Consider the following 16371-nt stretch of genomic DNA (forward strand, 5'->3'; position numbering starts at 1 on the left):
CTTAACTGATCGCTATGCCAAAGGTCAGTTGCCGCCATCCAGGCTTTCGGTGCGGATCTCGCCTTCGGAGACCGGCTGGAAGCCCTGCTGCGGTGCCGGTTCAGCAGTGGCGTGCTGCAACGGCGCGGTGGTCGCGGTATCGACGCCAGCGGTATTGGCCCCATCGGCATTGGTTGCCGGTGCCTGCACGCTGACCGCATTGCTGCGCGGCGCACTTGCAGCCACCGGTGCAACGCTGCCCTGGGTGCCACGCTTTTCACGCGCGGCATAGGTGGACTCTTCCAGACGGTCACGGAAGGACACGACGTCGGAAGACGGAGCCGTATTCAGGCGGCCTTCCAGGATCATGCGCGGGGTGGTGTTCTGGCCATAGGCATCGAGATTTGCGGCATCGTCGATCTGCAGCACCGCACCATCCAGTGCGACACCTGCAAACAGGCCGCGCGCGCGCGACCACGACCAGATTTCAGCCTTGAGCTGGCCATCGGTGGCGGCCGCGGCATTGCGGCCAACCGGGCCGGCGGCAACGCCAGCATCGGCGCCGAGGGTGAACTTGCCGTTGACGATGTTGTCCAGGCTGCGGTCATTGCGGAACACCAGGATCACATCCGAAGACTGCACACCGGCCTGGAAGCCGATGCTGCCGCCAGTAAGCTTGATGAATACCGGATTGGACCAGCTGCCATCGGCCATTTTCACCGACATCAGACCGTGGCCGCGGCGTCCGCCCAGCACCAGACCGGCCTTGATGGTGTCCGGCAGGACGATGATGGCGCGGCCTTCATCCAGCAGCTTGTCCGGGATGGACTGCTCGGGGATGTTCTGGATTTCACCGAGCACCCGCACCGCATTGCGGGCACGTTGATCTTCCTGCGGACCGGCGACGGCAGTGGCGGACAACAGGCTCGCGGACAACAGCAGAACAAGGCACGGCAGGCGGCGCATGGGTAACTCCGTAGGTCGATGCATAGAAAGATAGCGCAAGTGCCTGAAATTAGTAGCGTGGCTCTGAATAGCTGGTGAGCGGGCGTGAGGCATGAGCACCTGTAGTGCCGAGCCATGCTCGGCAGGGGGCCTTACTAGTAAAGCTTCTGCCGAGCATGGTTCGGCACTACATTGGGCATCATCGGTAAAGCCCCTGCCGAGCATGGCTCGGCACTACACCAAACCTGCAGCGCTCCCTTCTCTGCGCATACCTGCGAAAATGGCCGGATGTCCAACGCCCCCACTACCGCGTTGCTCGCGGTCAATCTAGGCACGCCCGAGACACCCACCGCTCCTGCGGTGCGGCGCTATCTGGCGGAATTCCTCAGCGACCCCCGCGTGGTCTCGATCCCGGCTTTGCTGTGGAAGCCGCTGCTGTACGGGCTGATCCTGCCGTTGCGCAGTGGCCGCTCGGCACAGAAGTACGCGCAGGTCTGGTTGCCCGAAGGCTCACCGCTGGCGGTCCATACCCGGCGCCTGGCCGAAGCCATGCAGCAGCTGCTGCCGCAATGGCGGGTGCGCGAAGCCATGCGCTATGGCCAACCGGCGATGCTGTCGGCACTGGACACATTGGCTGCAGAAGGCGTGCAGCGGATCGTGGTGCTGCCGCTGTATCCGCAGTACTCGACCACCACCACCGCCTCGATCGAAGACCGCGTGCAGCAATGGCAGGCACGCAACCCGAAGGTGAAGGTACAGACCATCCGCGACTACGCCGACGACCCGGCCTGGGTTGCCGCAGTCGCCGCCTCCATTGCCGCCTACTGGGCCGAGCATGGCCGTGGCGGCAAGCTGGTGTTCTCTTTCCACGGCATCCCGCAACGCCTGGCCGATGCCGGCGACCCCTACCCGCAGCGCTGCGAGGCCAGTGCCAAGGCCATTGCCGCAGCGCTTGGCCTGGCCAACGACGAATGGGAACTTGCCTATCAATCGCGATTCGGCCGCGAACGCTGGCTGCAGCCCTACGCCGAGCCGCGGCTATGGGAACTGGCCGAAAGCGGCATCAAGACCCTGGACGTGGTCTGCCCGGGTTTTGCCACCGATTGCCTGGAAACCCTGGAAGAAGTGCAGATGGGCTTTACCGAAACCCTGGCCGAACGTGGCGCGCGCATGCGCTACATCCCCTGCCTCAACGACAGCGCTGCCCACGCCAGCGCGCTGGCAGCATTGGCGGCGGCGCAACCGGCATGAACGCAACGCCCTTCGAACTGCAGCTCGATGGCATTCGCGTGGCCGGCCTGCGCGCCGGCAACCCGGATGGCCTGAAGGTCCTCGCCCTGCATGGCTGGCTCGACAATGCGGCCAGCTTCCTGCCGCTGGCCACACAGCTGCCGACCCTGGACCTGGTGATGGTCGACCTGCCCGGCCATGGTTATAGCGACCACCTGCCACTGACCACGCCGTACACCACCCCGCACGCCATCGTGCAGACCCTGGCCATTGCCGATGCGCTGGGCTGGGACCGTTTTGTACTGCTCGGTCACTCGATGGGTGCGGCGATCGCCAGCCTGGTCGCCGCCGTGGCCGGTGAACGGGTGCAGGCACTGGTATCGATCGAAGCCCTGGGTGGGCTCACCGCACCGGCCGGCGAAACCGTGCAGCGCCTGCGTACCTATGTGGAGGCGATGCTGAAACTGGATGCCAAGCAGTTGCGGGTATTCCCCGACCTGAGCGCCCCCGTACGCGCGCGGATGATGGTCAATCAGCTCAGCGAAGCCTCGGCACGCCTGCTGATCGAACGCGGGGTCAAACCGGTCGACGGTGGCTGGAGCTGGCGCAGCGACCCGCGACTGATGCTGCCCACCGCGGTGCGCATGACCGAAGAACAGGTCTGCGATGTGGTCAGCGCCATCCTCTGTCCGGTGCAGGTGATCTACGCCACCCCGGCTCAGGCCTACTTCCCGGAACCGGAACGCAGCCAGCGCGCGGCGCTGCTGCCGGATGGCCGCCTGCATACCCTGCCCGGCCATCACCATGTGCACATGGATGACCCCGAGGCAGTCGCGGCGATCATCCGCGACTTCATTGCGGCGTTGCCCGACGCCAGCTGAATATGGAGCCCGATGCCAATGGCATCGGCTTCAGTAGTAAGCACGGCAGCCGATAACCCCGGCATTGCCGTAATCGAGAAGATGTCCCGCAGCCCCGCAACGGGTGCTGCGCGCCCCACCATCGCATGCCCCCCCGCCCCGCCCTCCGGCCCGGTGTCTTCACCGGCCTCATCCTGCTCGCCTGTTGGCTGGGCTGGACCACCACCAGCGTCGCTGCGCTAGGCCACCGCCCCGCCGGTGACGAAGCTGCGGTGACGGCGCTGGTGGATGGACTGCGTGCGCAGGGGCTGTTGCCTGCAACCGGCGTCCCATTGGCTATCCGACTGAACACGCCCGGCTGCGCCTGCGAGCAAAGCGAGCAGGGCTGGCAACAACTCAGCGCCGCGCTGCAGTCACAAGGCGCGCACGCCATCGCACTGAACACAGCTGCGGCCCACGAGTTGCTGGTACTGCCCGCCGATGGCCGCCCGCTCTATGCCGGCCCCTTGCAGCCTTCCGCGCTGGCCTGTGGCCGCAGCGATGCAGCCCTGACCAGCTGGCTGCCTGCGCTGCTGGCCGAACACAGCCCACCCCTGATCCTTCCTCCCCGCTGTTCCTGCTGAACCGGAGTTCCCGATGTCCGCTCGCCCCCACGCCACGACGCCACCTCCCGACGCCTATTACACGCAGCTGGCCTGCGCGGCGGATCGCATGTTCCTGTACTTCGGCCTGATCCTCGGCCTGGCGTCGTTGGCGCTGGCCCTGTGGTCGGGACAATGGCTGCCGTTCTACGCCGTCAGCCTGCCCTCGCTGGCGCTGATGGCGGTGCAGATCAAACTGGCGCCGGGCAGCCTGCTCAGCCGGGTAACCGTGGCATTGGTGCTGATGGCGCTGGTCGCCGCCACCATCCAGCAGGCCAACGGCCTGGTGGAAATGCACTTCGGCGCCTTCGTGGTGATCGCGCTGCTGCTGTACTACCGCGACTGGATCCCGGTGGTGGTAGCTGCGGCGGCGATCAGTGTGCATCACCTGGCCTTCTACTGGATGCAGGCGCGCGGCCTGCCGGTAACTGCGTTCGCCCCGGGCAGTGGCCTGGATATGGCTCTGCTTCACGCACTGTATGTGCTGGTTGAAACCGCCTTCATCAGCGCAATGGCCGTGCAGCTGCGTCGTCAGGTACTGACCTTGGGCGCAGCGCCCGCGCGCCTGCGCGCGATGGTGGACGCAATCGCCAACGGTGAAAGCAACGCCGCCATCGGCGACGATCGCCGCTACGCACCGGGCACCTTGGCCGATGGGGTACTGCGGATGCGTACCCAGCTCGAGCAAAGGCACCAGCAGGAAGCCGCACTGCACCACGAGAACACCCAGATCCGTGCGTCGCTGGATGCCTCGCGCACCGGCATGATGATTGCCGACAACGAGCACATCATCCGCTACGTCAATCGCTCGGTGGTAGCTCTGCTGCGCAACCAGCAGGACACCCTGCGCAAGGCCTTCCCCGACTTCAACGTCGATACCCTGGTTGGCAGCAGCATCCACCGCTTCCACGCCAACCCGGCGCGCATCCGCGGCATGCTTGATCAGCTCAAGAAGGTGCACAACGGCCAGATCACGATCGGCCCGGTGCATTTCAGCCAGGTGGTGACGCCGGTATTCAACGCCGACGGTAGCCGCAGCGGCTTTGCGGTTGAGTGGCATGACCGCACCCAGGAACTGCTGCTGGAGAACAGCGTGGCGGATATCGTCGCCGCCGCCTCGGCCGGCGCACTCGACCAGCGCCTGCAGACGGTAAGCGAGGCCGGTTTCATCCAGACGCTTACCACCGGCATCAACCAACTGCTGGAGGTTGTTGCCACCACCACCGGCGAGCTGCGCACGATGTTGTCGGCGCTGGCTGCCGGTGATCTGGATCACCGTGTGCGCGGCGACTATGCCGGTGACTTCGAGGCGATGAAGATCGACGCCAACCTCACCGCCGAACGCCTGACCGGCATCGTTGGCCAGATCAAGCAGTGTTCGCTGGCAATCAACACCGCTGCACACGAACTGGCAGCAGGCAATGACGATCTGTCACGTCGAACAGAGCAACAGGCCGCAAATCTGGAAGAAACCGCCGCATCGATGGAGGAGTTGACATCGACCGTGCGCGAGAACGCAGCCTCGGCCCGTCAGGCCAATCAGCTGGCGGTGGACGCGGCCGATGTCGCCGCACGTGGCGGCGATGTGGTTGGGCAGGTGGTATCGACGATGCGTGCGATCGAGCTGTCGTCCAAGCGCATTGCCGAGATCATCGGTGTGATCGACGGCATCGCCTTCCAGACCAATATCCTGGCATTGAACGCTGCGGTGGAAGCCGCGCGTGCCGGTGAGCAGGGGCGCGGTTTCGCGGTGGTGGCATCGGAAGTGCGCAGCCTCGCACAGCGCTCGGCCACCGCCGCACGCGAGATCAAGGAACTGATCGGCGACTCGATGGGCAAGGTGGATGATGGTGCCGCACTGGTCGCACAGGCTGGCAGCACCATGAGCGAGATTGTCGGCTCGGTACAGCAGGTCAGCGACATCGTTGCGCGGATTGCGCTGGCCTCGCAGGAACAGTCGGTCGGCATCGAGCAGGTCAATCACACCGTCGTGCAGATGGATGAAACCACCCAGCAGAATGCGGCCTTGGTGGAAGAAGCCAGTGCAGCTGCGCGTTCGATGGAAGAGCAGGCGAGTGCATTGGCGGAGGCGGTTTCGGTGTTCCGGTATTCGGCTGGTGGTGGAGCTGAGGTGATTCGCCGGGCTGGTTGATGTTGCTGTTGTTGCTACAACAGCTGAGGAACGTCAGCCGCGGACGCGAGAGCAGAAGCAAGAGCAAAGGCACCCCTCCCTAAACCCTCCCCTTGCCTTCGGCAAAGGGAGGGGATGGATCCTGCACTTGGCGGCTGTTTCGAAGCCTGCAGCGCCCGCTCTTCCCCTCCCTTTGCCGAAGGCAAGGGGAGGGTGCTTTTGGCTTTTGGCTTTTGGCTTTTGGCTTTTGGCTTTTGGCTTTTGGCTTTTGCTACTGCTTTAGCCCTTCTCCCGCTTGCGGGAGAAGGGTTGGGATGAGGGGAGGCTTTTGATCTTGCCGGTAAGGCCCTGCCGAGCATGGCTCGGCACTACAGTGGCCTGCTTTGGCTTTAGTCAGTCTCCCGCTCGTGGAGCGAGGGGGACGCTTTTGGCCTTGGCTTTTGGCCTTGGCTTTTGGCCTTGGCTTTTGGCCTTGGCTTTTGGCCTTGGCTTTTGGCCTTGGCTTTTAGCCTCAGCCCTGCGCCCGCAGCAATTGATGCAAGGTGCTCTTCAACCTGCGGCCTTCCTCACGCAGATAGTCACGCTCATCGCGCCACTCAGGAAAACGCGCTTCCACCTCCGCCCAGAACGCCGGTGAGTGGTTGGCCTGCAGCAGATGACACAGCTCATGTACCAGCACGTACTCAAACGCCGACGGCCGCGCCAACACCAAGGCCAGATCCAGCGCCATGGAACCATCCGGCGCCAGCGAGCCCCATTGCGAGGACATCACCTTGGGCCGCAGCCGTGACGGTGCACGCGCCAAACCCGGCAGATAACGTGGCAGCCACTGGCCGACATCGGCACGCACCTGCACTTCATAGAATTCACGTAGCGCGCGCCGCAACGCCGGCTCCCCGGCACGCGCAGGCAGCTGGATAGTCACTACTCCAGCATCCGCCTCGATGCGGGTAAACCGCCCTTCCTGCCATTGCACCGGCAACAATTCACCGCGCAAGGGCAGCACACCGGGCTCGCGCAGGCGCAGTGCCGGTGCCAGCAAACCATCACCACCCAGCCGCGCCAACTGCTGCTGCAACCATTGCCGGTTGGCCTGCAGGAAACGCTCGCCGGAAACCAGGCTTGCCCGCAGCGGCATGGTCAGCCGCGCACCGCGTTCGTCCACACTGAGCTTGAGCCGACGTGCGCGCGGATCACGCACGCGCAGCACTTCGATCTCCGCATCGTCCAGACGCAGGCGCACCGTGTCGCGCTGGATCACCGGCGCGGCGGGTGTAACAAGGCGGCGGAACAGACTAACCATGGCTCCAGCATAGTCCCTACCCGGTTACGAAACCGGGTAGGTCAGCAACGGGTTCAGCTATCAGCCTTGCTCAGCTTGAATGCCTGCTCCAACAACAGGAACAGTCGGCGGATTTCACCGCTCTGCAGGGCGAAGCGGGCATCCAGTTCGGCGCGGCGACCTTCTTCGTCGATGTGCTCGAGCTGATCCAGCGCGCCATCGAGGAATTTCAGCTTGCGCACGATCAGGTCGTCGCCAAGCACGAAGGAAAGGTTGTCCTCGAAGATCAGCGCCAGCTTGGTGACCTGCTTGCCGGCATCCAGATGCTTGTCGATCTCGTCGCAACGAAGTTCCTGGTGCTGGCACTTGACCACCGCACCGCCTTCGGCCGGGTCCTTCATCTCGCATTCTTCGCCCAGGCTCAGGCCTTCCGGCAGCGGCTCGCCAGCGATCCACGCAGTCAGGATGGCGCGCGGTGCGACTTCGGCGTTCAGCGGCATCGCCGGGAAGCTGCCGAGCATGCCGCGGATGTCGCTCATCACGTTCTCGCCGGTCTTGCGGCTGGAACTGTCGACGGCGACATAACCGTGCTGCAGATCGAGGAACGCATCGGTACGCGAGCTCTTCACGAAGGCGCGCGGCAGCAGTTCGTGCAGCAGGTCGTCCTTCAGGCGCTTGCGCTCACGGCCGCCGGGCTTGCGGCCTTCCTTCTCTTCGATCTCTTCCAGCTTGCGCTGCAGCAGATCGTTGACCACCACGCTGGGCAGGATCTTGTCTTCGCCACCGACGGTCAGCCACAGCGCATCACCGATGCGGTGCGAGAACTGGGTCTTTTCTTCACGACCAAACGGCGAGATGAAGCCGCGCGAGGTCATTTCCAGCGCGCCGACCGGCTTGAGCACCACCTGCGGCAGCAGCGTGTCGACTTCGGAAAAATCAATGGAGGTAGGGAAACGGAACAGCGTGAGGTTCTTGAAAAACATGGATGTCCTATTTCGTATTCATGGTTCAGGGGCTTGCTTCTCCACGCTGGAGAAGCTGCTCCGAAGAGCTTGCCGCCATCGAGGCGGGCGGATGAGGGAGATGCGCAGTGCTTGGTTTCAAACCACCGTAGCACTGCCTACCCTCATCCCAAGCCTTCTCCCGGAGGGAGAAGGGCTTCTTGATCTTGTTGTTTGTCGCCACCTGCGAGCCAAGCCTGTGGATCGGACGCCGGCGCCTGTTCGTTGCGACCCAACGCCATGAAATCGAACAGCTTGGGATCGGCGAGCTGCGAGGGACGGATATCGCCCAGCGCGCGCGAGATCTGCTCGATGCGACCGGGCGTGTCCTTTTCCCACTGCTTCATCATCAGGCCAACCTGCTTGCGCTGCAGGTTTTCCTGGCTGCCGCACAGGTTGCACGGAATGATCGGGAACTGGCGGGTAGTGGCGTACTCGATGATGTCCGCTTCGCGCACATAGGCCAGCGGGCGGATCACCACATGCTTGCCGTCGTCGCTGCGCAGCTTGGGCGGCATGCCGGAAATCTTGGAGTGGTGGAACAGGTTCATGAAGAACGTGGCCACCATGTCATCGCGGTGGTGGCCCAGCGCGATCTTGGTGAAGCCATTGGCTTCGGCATAGGTGTACAGCGAGCCACGGCGCATGCGCGAGCACAGCGAACACATGGTCTTGCCTTCCGGGATCACCCGGCTCACCACCGAGTAGGTGTCCTGTTCGATGATGTGGTACGGCACGCCGACCGAGGCCAGGTATTCCGGCAGCACATGCTCGGGGAAGCCGGGCTGCTTCTGGTCCAGGTTGACCGCCACCAGCTCGAACGGCACCGGCGCCTTCTTCTGCAGCTGCAGCAGGATATCCAGCAAGGTATAGCTGTCCTTGCCGCCGGACAGGCAGACCATCACCTTGTCGCCGGCCTCGATCATGCCGAAGTCGGCAATGGCCTGGCCTACCTGGTGACGCAGGCGTTTGCCGAGTTTCTGGTGTTCACGTTCGGCCACGTGCGGATCACGGGCCCGCGGAGTGGGATCGGGCAGGGAAATGACAGCGCTCATCCCCGGCATTCTACCGGCTGGGGCGCGCCTCCACAGCGTCGACTGTGCCTGCGTTGCATAAAAGCGTCATGCCGGCGTCACCCCGCGATGACAGCATTTCTGACTCCCCGTTCAGTTGTTGATTACATCGTGCTCCCTACCCGTCTTGCTTCTGCTGTCTGTCACGCGCTCCTGTTCTCCGCTCTGGCTCCGGCCGCCGCACTGGCCCAGGATGCCGCCACACCCGCGCCCGCCGTGGCCAAGGACCTGGATACCGTCATCGTTACCGGCCGCAGCGGCACCGGTGTGCGTACCAAGGTGGAAACCAGCTATTCGGTGACCAATATCGAGGAAGAACAGCTGCGCATGCAGGCGCCGACCAGCGTCACCGAGGCGCTGAAGTCGGTGCCCGGCTTCTGGGTGGAAGCCTCCGGCGGCGAAGCCAGCGGCAATATCCGCGCGCGCGGCATCCCGGTCGATGGTTTCGGCTCGGTGACCCTGCTGGAAGACGGCATTCCGGTGGTACATGACCCCGCGCTGGGCTATCTCAACGGTGACCAGGCCTTCCGCCTGGATGAAACCATTGAGCGTATCGAAGTGGTGCGTGGTGGCCCGGCATCGGTGATGTATTCCAATGCCCCGGCCGGCGCGATCAACTTCATCCCGCGCCAGGTCGGCGACGAAGCCAGTGGCGTGTTCAAGTACACCGTCGGCGACAGCGGCCTGAACCGCATGGACTTCGCCTACGGCAGCCCGCTGGCCAATGGCTGGAAACTGCTGCTCGGCGGCTTTTACCGAGTCGAGGATGGCGTCCGTGATCCCGGCTTCAACGGCAACGAAGGCGGCCAGTTCCGGCTGAATCTGGCCAAGGAATTCGAAGGCGGCCGCTTCAGCATCGACGCCAAGCACATGGACGACCGCGTCGCCCTGTACCTGGGCATCCCCATGTATACCAACGGCAACGGCGACATCCGCGCGGTGCCTGGCTTCGATGGCAATCACGGCACCCTGGCGGGTCCGGAGACGCGCCACCTATCGATGAAGACCGCCGATGGCCGTGGCTGGGACTTCGACAACAGCGAAGGCACCCACGTCAAACGTGACCAGCTCACGCTGAAGCTGGAAACCGAGCTGGGCGCCGGCTGGGAGCTGGCGCAGTCGGCACGCTTCAGCAAGACCGACACCATCCGCAACGGCGTATTCCCGAATTCGCTGACCCCGGCCGCCACCTTCCTCGATGGGCAGAAGAGCCTGCTGGCCGGTGTGCCCGGCGCCACCTCGCTGGGCCTGCGCTACGTCAACGGCAGCGGCGACTTCAACACCGCCAACCAGAACGGCAACGGCTTGCTGGTCATCGGCGGCCTGCGCGGGCTGGACATCCCGGTGCGTGAATTCGTCAGCGACACCCGCCTGATGCGCAGCTTCGACCTCGGCGGCCAGCAGCACAACCTGACCCTGGGCTATTACATGGCCTCGACCAAGGAAGACTACAGCCGCTATTCGTCCTCGGTGCTGATGGACGCCAGCAACAACGCCAGCCTGCTCGGCCTGGTGGCGCTGGATGCCAACGGCCAGGTACTGAAGACCTTCACCGACAACGGTGTGTGGCGCTACGGCTACGAATGGAACAACGCTTCCGGTGAACAGAAGACGCATGCCTTCTACGTCAGCGACGAGTGGCAGGTGAATGAGCAGCTGCGCATCGACAGCGGCCTGCGCTGGGAAAAGGCCAGCAGCAGCGGCTGGAACGAGGTCCGCCGCAGCGTCAATGGCGGCACCCTGGCTACCTCGCAGATGCTGACCGGTTCGGGCATGTACGTGAACCACGACCTGAGCTCGGATGATCTGGGCTGGTCGATCGGCGCCAACTGGCAGTTCAACGACAGCATGGGCGTGTTCGGCCGCTGGACCTCGGCCTTCCGCCTGCCCAGCCTGGGCAACTACATCACCCGCAACGACAACTGCGACGCAAGCTCGGCCGAAACCGTGGCTGCCTGCGCTGCCGCCAACGGCAAGGTTGCCGATACCCAGACGATGGACCTGGCCGAGATCGGCTTCAAGTTCGCCAACCCACTGTTCAGCGCCTACGCGACGGCCTTCTACACCAAGTACGACAACGTCGGCTTCAGCAACTACAACTTCAACCCGAACACCGGCGTGTCCAGCCGCGAAGCCGGCTATGCCAGCACCCGCACCTTCGGCGTGGAGCTGGAAACGGCGTGGTACCCCACCGACTGGCTCGACCTGCGCCTGACCGCCACCTGGCAGGACGCGCAGTACCGCGACCTGCGCTACAGCGAACTGGTCAACGGCGCGCCGGTGCTGCGCGACTTCGTCGGCAACCAGCTGATCCGCGTGCCGGAGCTGGGCGGGCGCGTGGTCGCCGGCATCAACCTGCTCGACCAGCGCCTGCGCCTGCAGGCCGCCGCCGAGCACCAGGGCGAGCGTTATGTGGACACCGCCAACTCGGTGCGGCTGCCGTCCTACGAAGTACTCAACCTCAGCGCGCGCTACGAACTGACTGATCGCTTCTCAATCTACGGTTACGTCGACAACGTCACCAACTCGCTGGGCCTGACCGAAGGCAATCCGCGCGCCGGTGAGCTGTCCAGCAGCGATGCCGGCGCCAGCGCCTTCATCGCGCGACCGTTGCTGGGCCGCAACTACCGCATGGCCGTGATGTACCGCTTCTGATGCGTAGCTTGCTCCCCGTACTGCTGGCGGCGCTTGCCGCCAGCACCAGCGCGCAGGCCGCCGACGTACTGCACTTGCAGGGCACGTTGGAAGGCAAGGACCACCAGCGCTATCTGGCGTTGCCGTTCGAGGTGCCGGCCGGCACCGGTCGGGTCGCCGTCACCTTGCAACACGAAGGCGGACAGGACCGCACCGTCATCGACCTCGGCCTGCTCGATGCCAATGGCTTCCGTGGCTGGAGCGGCGGCTCGCGTTCATCGATCACGGTTTCCCGCTACGACGCCAGTGGTGGCTACCTGCCGGGTGCGATGCCGGCAGGCCAATGGCAGGTGCTGCTCGGCATTCCCAACATCCGCCCCAAGGTGCAGACGCCTTACAAGGTTGAAGTGACCTTGTGGAGCGAGGCCGAGGTAGACGCCGGCAGCGACCGCAGCGACCTGGTACTGCGTGACAGCGCCGGCTGGTACCGCGGCGACCTGCACATGCACAGCACCCACAGCGATGGCAGCTGCAGCAGCCAGCAGGGCCGCAAGGTGCCCTGCCCCTTGTTCCTGAGCCTGCAGGCGGCGGTGCGTCAGGGCCTGGATTTCGTTGCACTCACCGAGCACAACACGGTCTCGCATCTCGAAGAGGTGGCCCGGCACCAACCGTGGTTCGACCAGTTGCTGCTGATCCCCGGCATGGAGGTCACCACCTTCCAGGGCCATGCCAATGTTTTCGGCGTCAACGGCCCACTGCCATTCCGGCTGGGTGAGCAGTTGCCGGACTGGAACAGCCTGCTGGGCCAGCTAAAGCGCAGCGATGCAGTGTTTTCGATCAACCATCCAGCGCTGCCCTCGGGTGAGGACTGCATGGGCTGCGGCTGGACCCCGGCCACGTCGGTGGACATGGCTGCGGTGCAGGCGGTGGAAGTGGTCAACGGCAACCAGGCCGACGGCCCACGCGCCGGTGTCGGCTTCTGGGAGAAGCAACTGCAGCAAGGTCGACGCATGACCGCCATCGGTGGCAGTGACAGCCACAACCCGGGTGCCGCCAACGGCGCTTCGCCTATCGGCCTGCCAGCCACGCTGGTGCACGCATCGGCGCTGTCGCGCGACGCCATTCTCGCTGCGCTCAAACAAGGTCGGGTGGTGGTGGACGTGCGCAATGTCGCCGGCAGTCGCCTGGACCTGTGGCTGCAGAGCGATGCGGGGCAGCGCGCGGAGATGGGCCAGCAGTTGGTGCTGCCCGCCGGGCAATGGGCCACCCTGCATGCCGAAGTGGACTACCCACGACCCGTGCGGATCGAGCTGATCGTCGATGGCCAGCGCCATCCCACTACCGTGGAGGCCACGGCCAGCGGCGCTCAGCAGGCTAGTCTGCGCTGGCGCTCGGACGGCAAGCGGCATTGGCTGCGGGTGGATGCGCGCGATGCCGATGGCAGCCTGTTGCTACTGGGCAATCCGGTATACGTGAACTGGCCGCGCTGACCGGCTAAGCTGGCGGCATGTCCGAGCTGCCGCCAATCCACGAGCTGAACCAGCGCATCGCCGAGCTGCGGGCCGAACACCGCAGCCTGGACGAACGTATCGCCAAGCTGGCGGCCAACCCCGACGACGATCTGGACGCCAAGCGCCTGAAGAAGCGCAAGCTGCAGCTCAAGGATTGCATCATCAAGCTGGAAAGCATGCTGATCCCGGACGAGCCAGCCTGAGCGCGGCTCGACGCAGAATCCGCCAACAAACGGTAGTGCCGAGCCATGCTCGGCAGGGGCTTTCCAATACAACCCATCAACCCCGCACGACCTGTAGGAGCGGTGTAAGCCGCGAAGCGGGCAGCGTTCCGGACGAGCCGGCCAGATGACATCCACTCGGTCTCACCGCCTCAGGTACAGGCAGGCGTCTTTCCACCCTTGGTAGTTCCCTCAGCCACGACGACGCATCGGGCGGTTTCAAGCGTCTTGCGCGCGCCAATGGTGTAGTGGCTGTTTTCACCAAATTGGCGCAGATACGCCGAATGGGCGTGCTGCAACAGCGGCACAGCCTCGGCATGGCGGCCACTTCGCAGGAAAAGTTCGGCCATTCCCACCTCCACTTCGAGCGTATGCGGATTCTCGGGTCCCATCGCCGCCAACGAGCCGCGATACACCGTATCCAGCACCGTTGCAGCTTGCTCATAGCGCGCCAACGCCACCAGATTCATTCCATGCAGATAGGACGCGCGCAGCCAGGTTGGGCTGGAATCGTCGCCCAGCAAGGAAAAATCGGCTGCAATCTGCGAGAACTGCGTTTCGGCCTTGTTGAAGCGACCGGCTCGACTGTGCAGCACGGCCAAATTGGTACGCCCCTTTATCAGCTCGTTGCGGTCATTCGCATCTACCCGCAACTGGCTTGCAATCACACCTTCGCAGGCATGCAGGCCCGCGTCGTATTGCTCACGCCATATATGCCAGTAACAGCTTGCCCTGTGCGAGAGCAGGGTGGTTTCCTGGTCAGCCAAGCCAAACTGCTGGCGTGCCGCATCGGTGTCATCGATGAGCCGCTTGGCCTCATCAAAACGGGAATCGTCGGTCAGGTCGGCAGCCAGACGGTAGCGCGCCCGCTGGGTGCGGCTGTCTTCAAGGCCAAGGTGTTTCTCGAACAGGGCCACAGCGATGCGTTCCTGCTCTATTGCCTTGGCGATGTTCATGGCCTCCCCATGCACCTGGCCAATGGTCATGCGTACCGTGGCCTCGACCACGGGCTGGTCGCGCAGCCGGGTGCCGATACGGGCCGCCGCATGCTCGATGGCCTCATGGATCGTCAGCTCCCGCTTGCCGTTCAGTGCATAGGGTGATGCCGCGCCAAGCACGTCCTGATTGAAGAAACGGTTGACCGCATCGGCAATGGCCGCGTTTTCCTCCGCCAACCGGTTGGCCACCTTCAACGCATCGCTGGCCTGCTGCACCCGCCATTGCTGCCAGAGCGACACCAACAGGAGCACTCCCATCGCCGCGATACTCGCCAGCATCCACCGGCGCCGGCGCTGTGACTCCTGCAACAACCGGCCCTGCCGTTCCACGGCCTCGGCACGCAGGCGCTCCCGCTCCACCTCGATCGGATCAGGGGGTACTGGCCTTTCCTGCACGGGCTCGATGGCCATTGTCGGCGTGAACCGGGCCGGACCATTGAGCCGGTAGCCATACCCGTGAATGACGCGCAGGGCCTCGCTGGAAGACCCCAAAGCCATGCGTAGGCGACTGATTGCCTTGGCCAACGAGTTCTCCGCAACTACCCGCCCCGGCCAACCCGCTGCCAACAACTCCTCCTTGCTGACAATCTCCCCGGCGTGCTTGAGCAGATAGCGCAGGATGGCGTGGCTGCTGCGTTCCAGATGCCGGGACTGCCCATCCGCAACCAGCCGGCCATCGGTTTCATGCAGTTCGACACCAGCAAACCGCCATATCCCCGGCTGCGGGCGCTTCGAGACATCCTGCTCACTGTGATGATCCATCGTCCCTGTCCCCTGCAGCGACCGCTCTCCCCGGAGGGAGCAAGCCATTGATTTTCATGAGCCCTCTGGAGAGGCTCCAGTAGTCCCGTCATAAGCTTTCAGAAACTTTCCAGCTTCGGCAAAGACGGACAACTCATCTTCGTGCACCGTCCCACAGCCCGGCCCGAGATATGCCGCGAGCATACAGGGGGAACCGCATATGAGCCTTATCAAGGCCCGCGAATGGCCGGCGTGGCTTGCCCGACGCCGCGGCGGCCATCCCACCAGGGGTGACCAAGCACGCAAGGCCCGCTCATACCTGGCAGCGCTGTCAGGCGTGGCTTTGGGCACGGCAGTGGCCCTGCCCCTGGCCGCAAGCCCCAACGGCGACGCCGACACCATTCACGCCTACTGCGTGGCCACGGACATCGACCAGGGGCGGACATTCTATTCGGACGTATTCCCGGTGCAGCGTCGCCGTTACTACGACAACGACACTACCTTCGCCATCGCCTTCGCACGCCATGTGGATGCGCGCTGGGATGCCAGCACCGGCTACAAACGCTGCTGGCATGACGAGCTGGCGCTGGACGTGCGCATGGAGCGCGACCGCCACGCCGCCGAACAACAACGCGCCATCCGTGCCTTCGAGCCGGTATTTGTTCATTGGCGGCCTTAAAACCCATCCACCTCGTTCTTCCACCCCCACCATCGCCCAAAAAGAGAATCACCCATGAAGAGAAAAAACTTCCTGCTTGCCTTGCTGGCCCTGTTGGGAGCTTCCGCCGCATCTTCCGCTCAAGGCTGGATGAACAAACCTCCCGCCACGCTGATGACGGAAATAAAGCTATCAGCCACCACCTGCCCCGGCGGCGGAAACAAAGCCTTTGTCATCGGTCGCCGCCCGGACATGAAAGATTGCATCGATATAGATTACAGCGCCAACTGCCCAACCCGCCACGGGCGCTCCTACCCCGTCAGCGGAACCATAAAGAATTTTGTCGGCGGCGCCAGTTGCTATGGCGATTCGCATGAAGTCAAAACTCAATCCGCCCTAGATTGCGAGCCGGAAGAAATGAACGTATGGGTAACCGAAGTTCGTTATTGCGAATGAACGATGGTGC

General features: G+C 64.0%; 14 protein-coding genes. 9 read left to right on the forward strand and 5 right to left on the reverse strand.

The annotated features are described in order from the left end of the window. Positions 1-24: 24 nt before the first annotated feature. Positions 25-945: a lipid-binding SYLF domain-containing protein gene (locus ACVOLR_RS11915; protein ID WP_481536606.1), complete on the reverse strand. Its 921-nt coding sequence runs from the start codon at positions 943-945 to the stop codon at positions 25-27. A 267-nt stretch (positions 946-1212) separates the two neighbouring features. Between ACVOLR_RS11915 and hemH the strand changes: the two genes are divergently transcribed. The 4 genes from hemH (at position 1213) to ACVOLR_RS11935 (ending at position 5807) form a co-directional block, all read left to right on the forward strand. Then, on the forward strand, positions 1213-2175 hold the full coding sequence (gene hemH, locus ACVOLR_RS11920) for a ferrochelatase (RefSeq protein ID WP_481536607.1): 963 nt from the start codon (positions 1213-1215) through the stop codon (positions 2173-2175). Beyond that, a complete protein-coding gene (locus tag ACVOLR_RS11925; protein ID WP_481536608.1) occupies positions 2172-3035 on the forward strand; it encodes an alpha/beta fold hydrolase in 864 nt (287 codons plus the stop codon). The genes hemH and ACVOLR_RS11925 overlap by 4 nt, the downstream gene beginning before the upstream one ends. Before the next feature lie 125 nt (positions 3036-3160). Then, the gene (locus ACVOLR_RS11930) at positions 3161-3637 is read left to right on the forward strand and encodes a hypothetical protein (RefSeq protein ID WP_481536609.1); all 477 of its coding nucleotides are present in this window, start codon (positions 3161-3163) and stop codon (positions 3635-3637) included. 13 nt (positions 3638-3650) lie between these two features. After that, a complete protein-coding gene (locus ACVOLR_RS11935; protein WP_481536610.1) occupies positions 3651-5807 on the forward strand; it encodes a methyl-accepting chemotaxis protein in 2157 nt (718 codons plus the stop codon). A gap of 490 nt (positions 5808-6297) precedes the next feature. Here ACVOLR_RS11935 and ACVOLR_RS11940 read toward each other — a convergent pair whose 3' ends face one another. From ACVOLR_RS11940 to ttcA, 3 genes are all read right to left on the reverse strand, one after another. Beyond that, entirely contained in the window at positions 6298-7089 is a 792-nt protein-coding gene (locus ACVOLR_RS11940; protein ID WP_303748205.1) for a M48 family metallopeptidase, read from the reverse strand. Positions 7090-7142: 53 nt separating this feature from the next. Then, complete coding sequence (locus tag ACVOLR_RS11945; RefSeq protein ID WP_481509503.1) at positions 7143-8051, reverse strand: recombination-associated protein RdgC; 909 nt, start codon at positions 8049-8051, stop codon at positions 7143-7145. A gap of 143 nt (positions 8052-8194) precedes the next feature. Continuing rightward, entirely contained in the window at positions 8195-9124 is a 930-nt protein-coding gene (gene ttcA / locus ACVOLR_RS11950; RefSeq protein WP_481536611.1) for a tRNA 2-thiocytidine(32) synthetase TtcA, read from the reverse strand. 129 nt (positions 9125-9253) lie between these two features. Between ttcA and ACVOLR_RS11955 the strand changes: the two genes are divergently transcribed. The 3 genes from ACVOLR_RS11955 to ACVOLR_RS11965 are packed head-to-tail and all read left to right on the forward strand — an operon-like array spanning position 9254 to position 13490. Beyond that, positions 9254-11797: a TonB-dependent receptor gene (locus tag ACVOLR_RS11955; RefSeq protein ID WP_481536612.1), complete on the forward strand. Its 2544-nt coding sequence runs from the start codon at positions 9254-9256 to the stop codon at positions 11795-11797. Beyond that, the gene (locus ACVOLR_RS11960) at positions 11797-13266 is read left to right on the forward strand and encodes a CehA/McbA family metallohydrolase (RefSeq protein ID WP_481536613.1); all 1470 of its coding nucleotides are present in this window, start codon (positions 11797-11799) and stop codon (positions 13264-13266) included. The genes ACVOLR_RS11955 and ACVOLR_RS11960 overlap by 1 nt, the downstream gene beginning before the upstream one ends. Positions 13267-13283: 17 nt before the next feature. After that, complete coding sequence (locus ACVOLR_RS11965; RefSeq protein ID WP_481536614.1) at positions 13284-13490, forward strand: YdcH family protein; 207 nt, start codon at positions 13284-13286, stop codon at positions 13488-13490. 170 nt (positions 13491-13660) lie between these two features. Here ACVOLR_RS11965 and ACVOLR_RS11970 read toward each other — a convergent pair whose 3' ends face one another. After that, entirely contained in the window at positions 13661-15316 is a 1656-nt protein-coding gene (locus tag ACVOLR_RS11970; RefSeq protein ID WP_481536615.1) for a winged helix-turn-helix domain-containing protein, read from the reverse strand. Positions 15317-15467: 151 nt separating this feature from the next. On the opposite strand from ACVOLR_RS11970, the gene ACVOLR_RS11975 reads away from it, so the two are divergent. Together ACVOLR_RS11975 and ACVOLR_RS11980 are read left to right on the forward strand one after the other, a co-directional pair. Next, positions 15468-15926 (forward strand): hypothetical protein, encoded by a 459-nt coding sequence (locus ACVOLR_RS11975; protein ID WP_481536616.1) that lies wholly within the window; start codon positions 15468-15470, stop codon positions 15924-15926. 54 nt (positions 15927-15980) lie between these two features. Further along, complete coding sequence (locus ACVOLR_RS11980; protein ID WP_481536617.1) at positions 15981-16361, forward strand: hypothetical protein; 381 nt, start codon at positions 15981-15983, stop codon at positions 16359-16361. Positions 16362-16371 lie beyond the last annotated feature (10 nt).

It is taken from the genome of Stenotrophomonas sp. STEN030, from assembly GCF_056759995.1.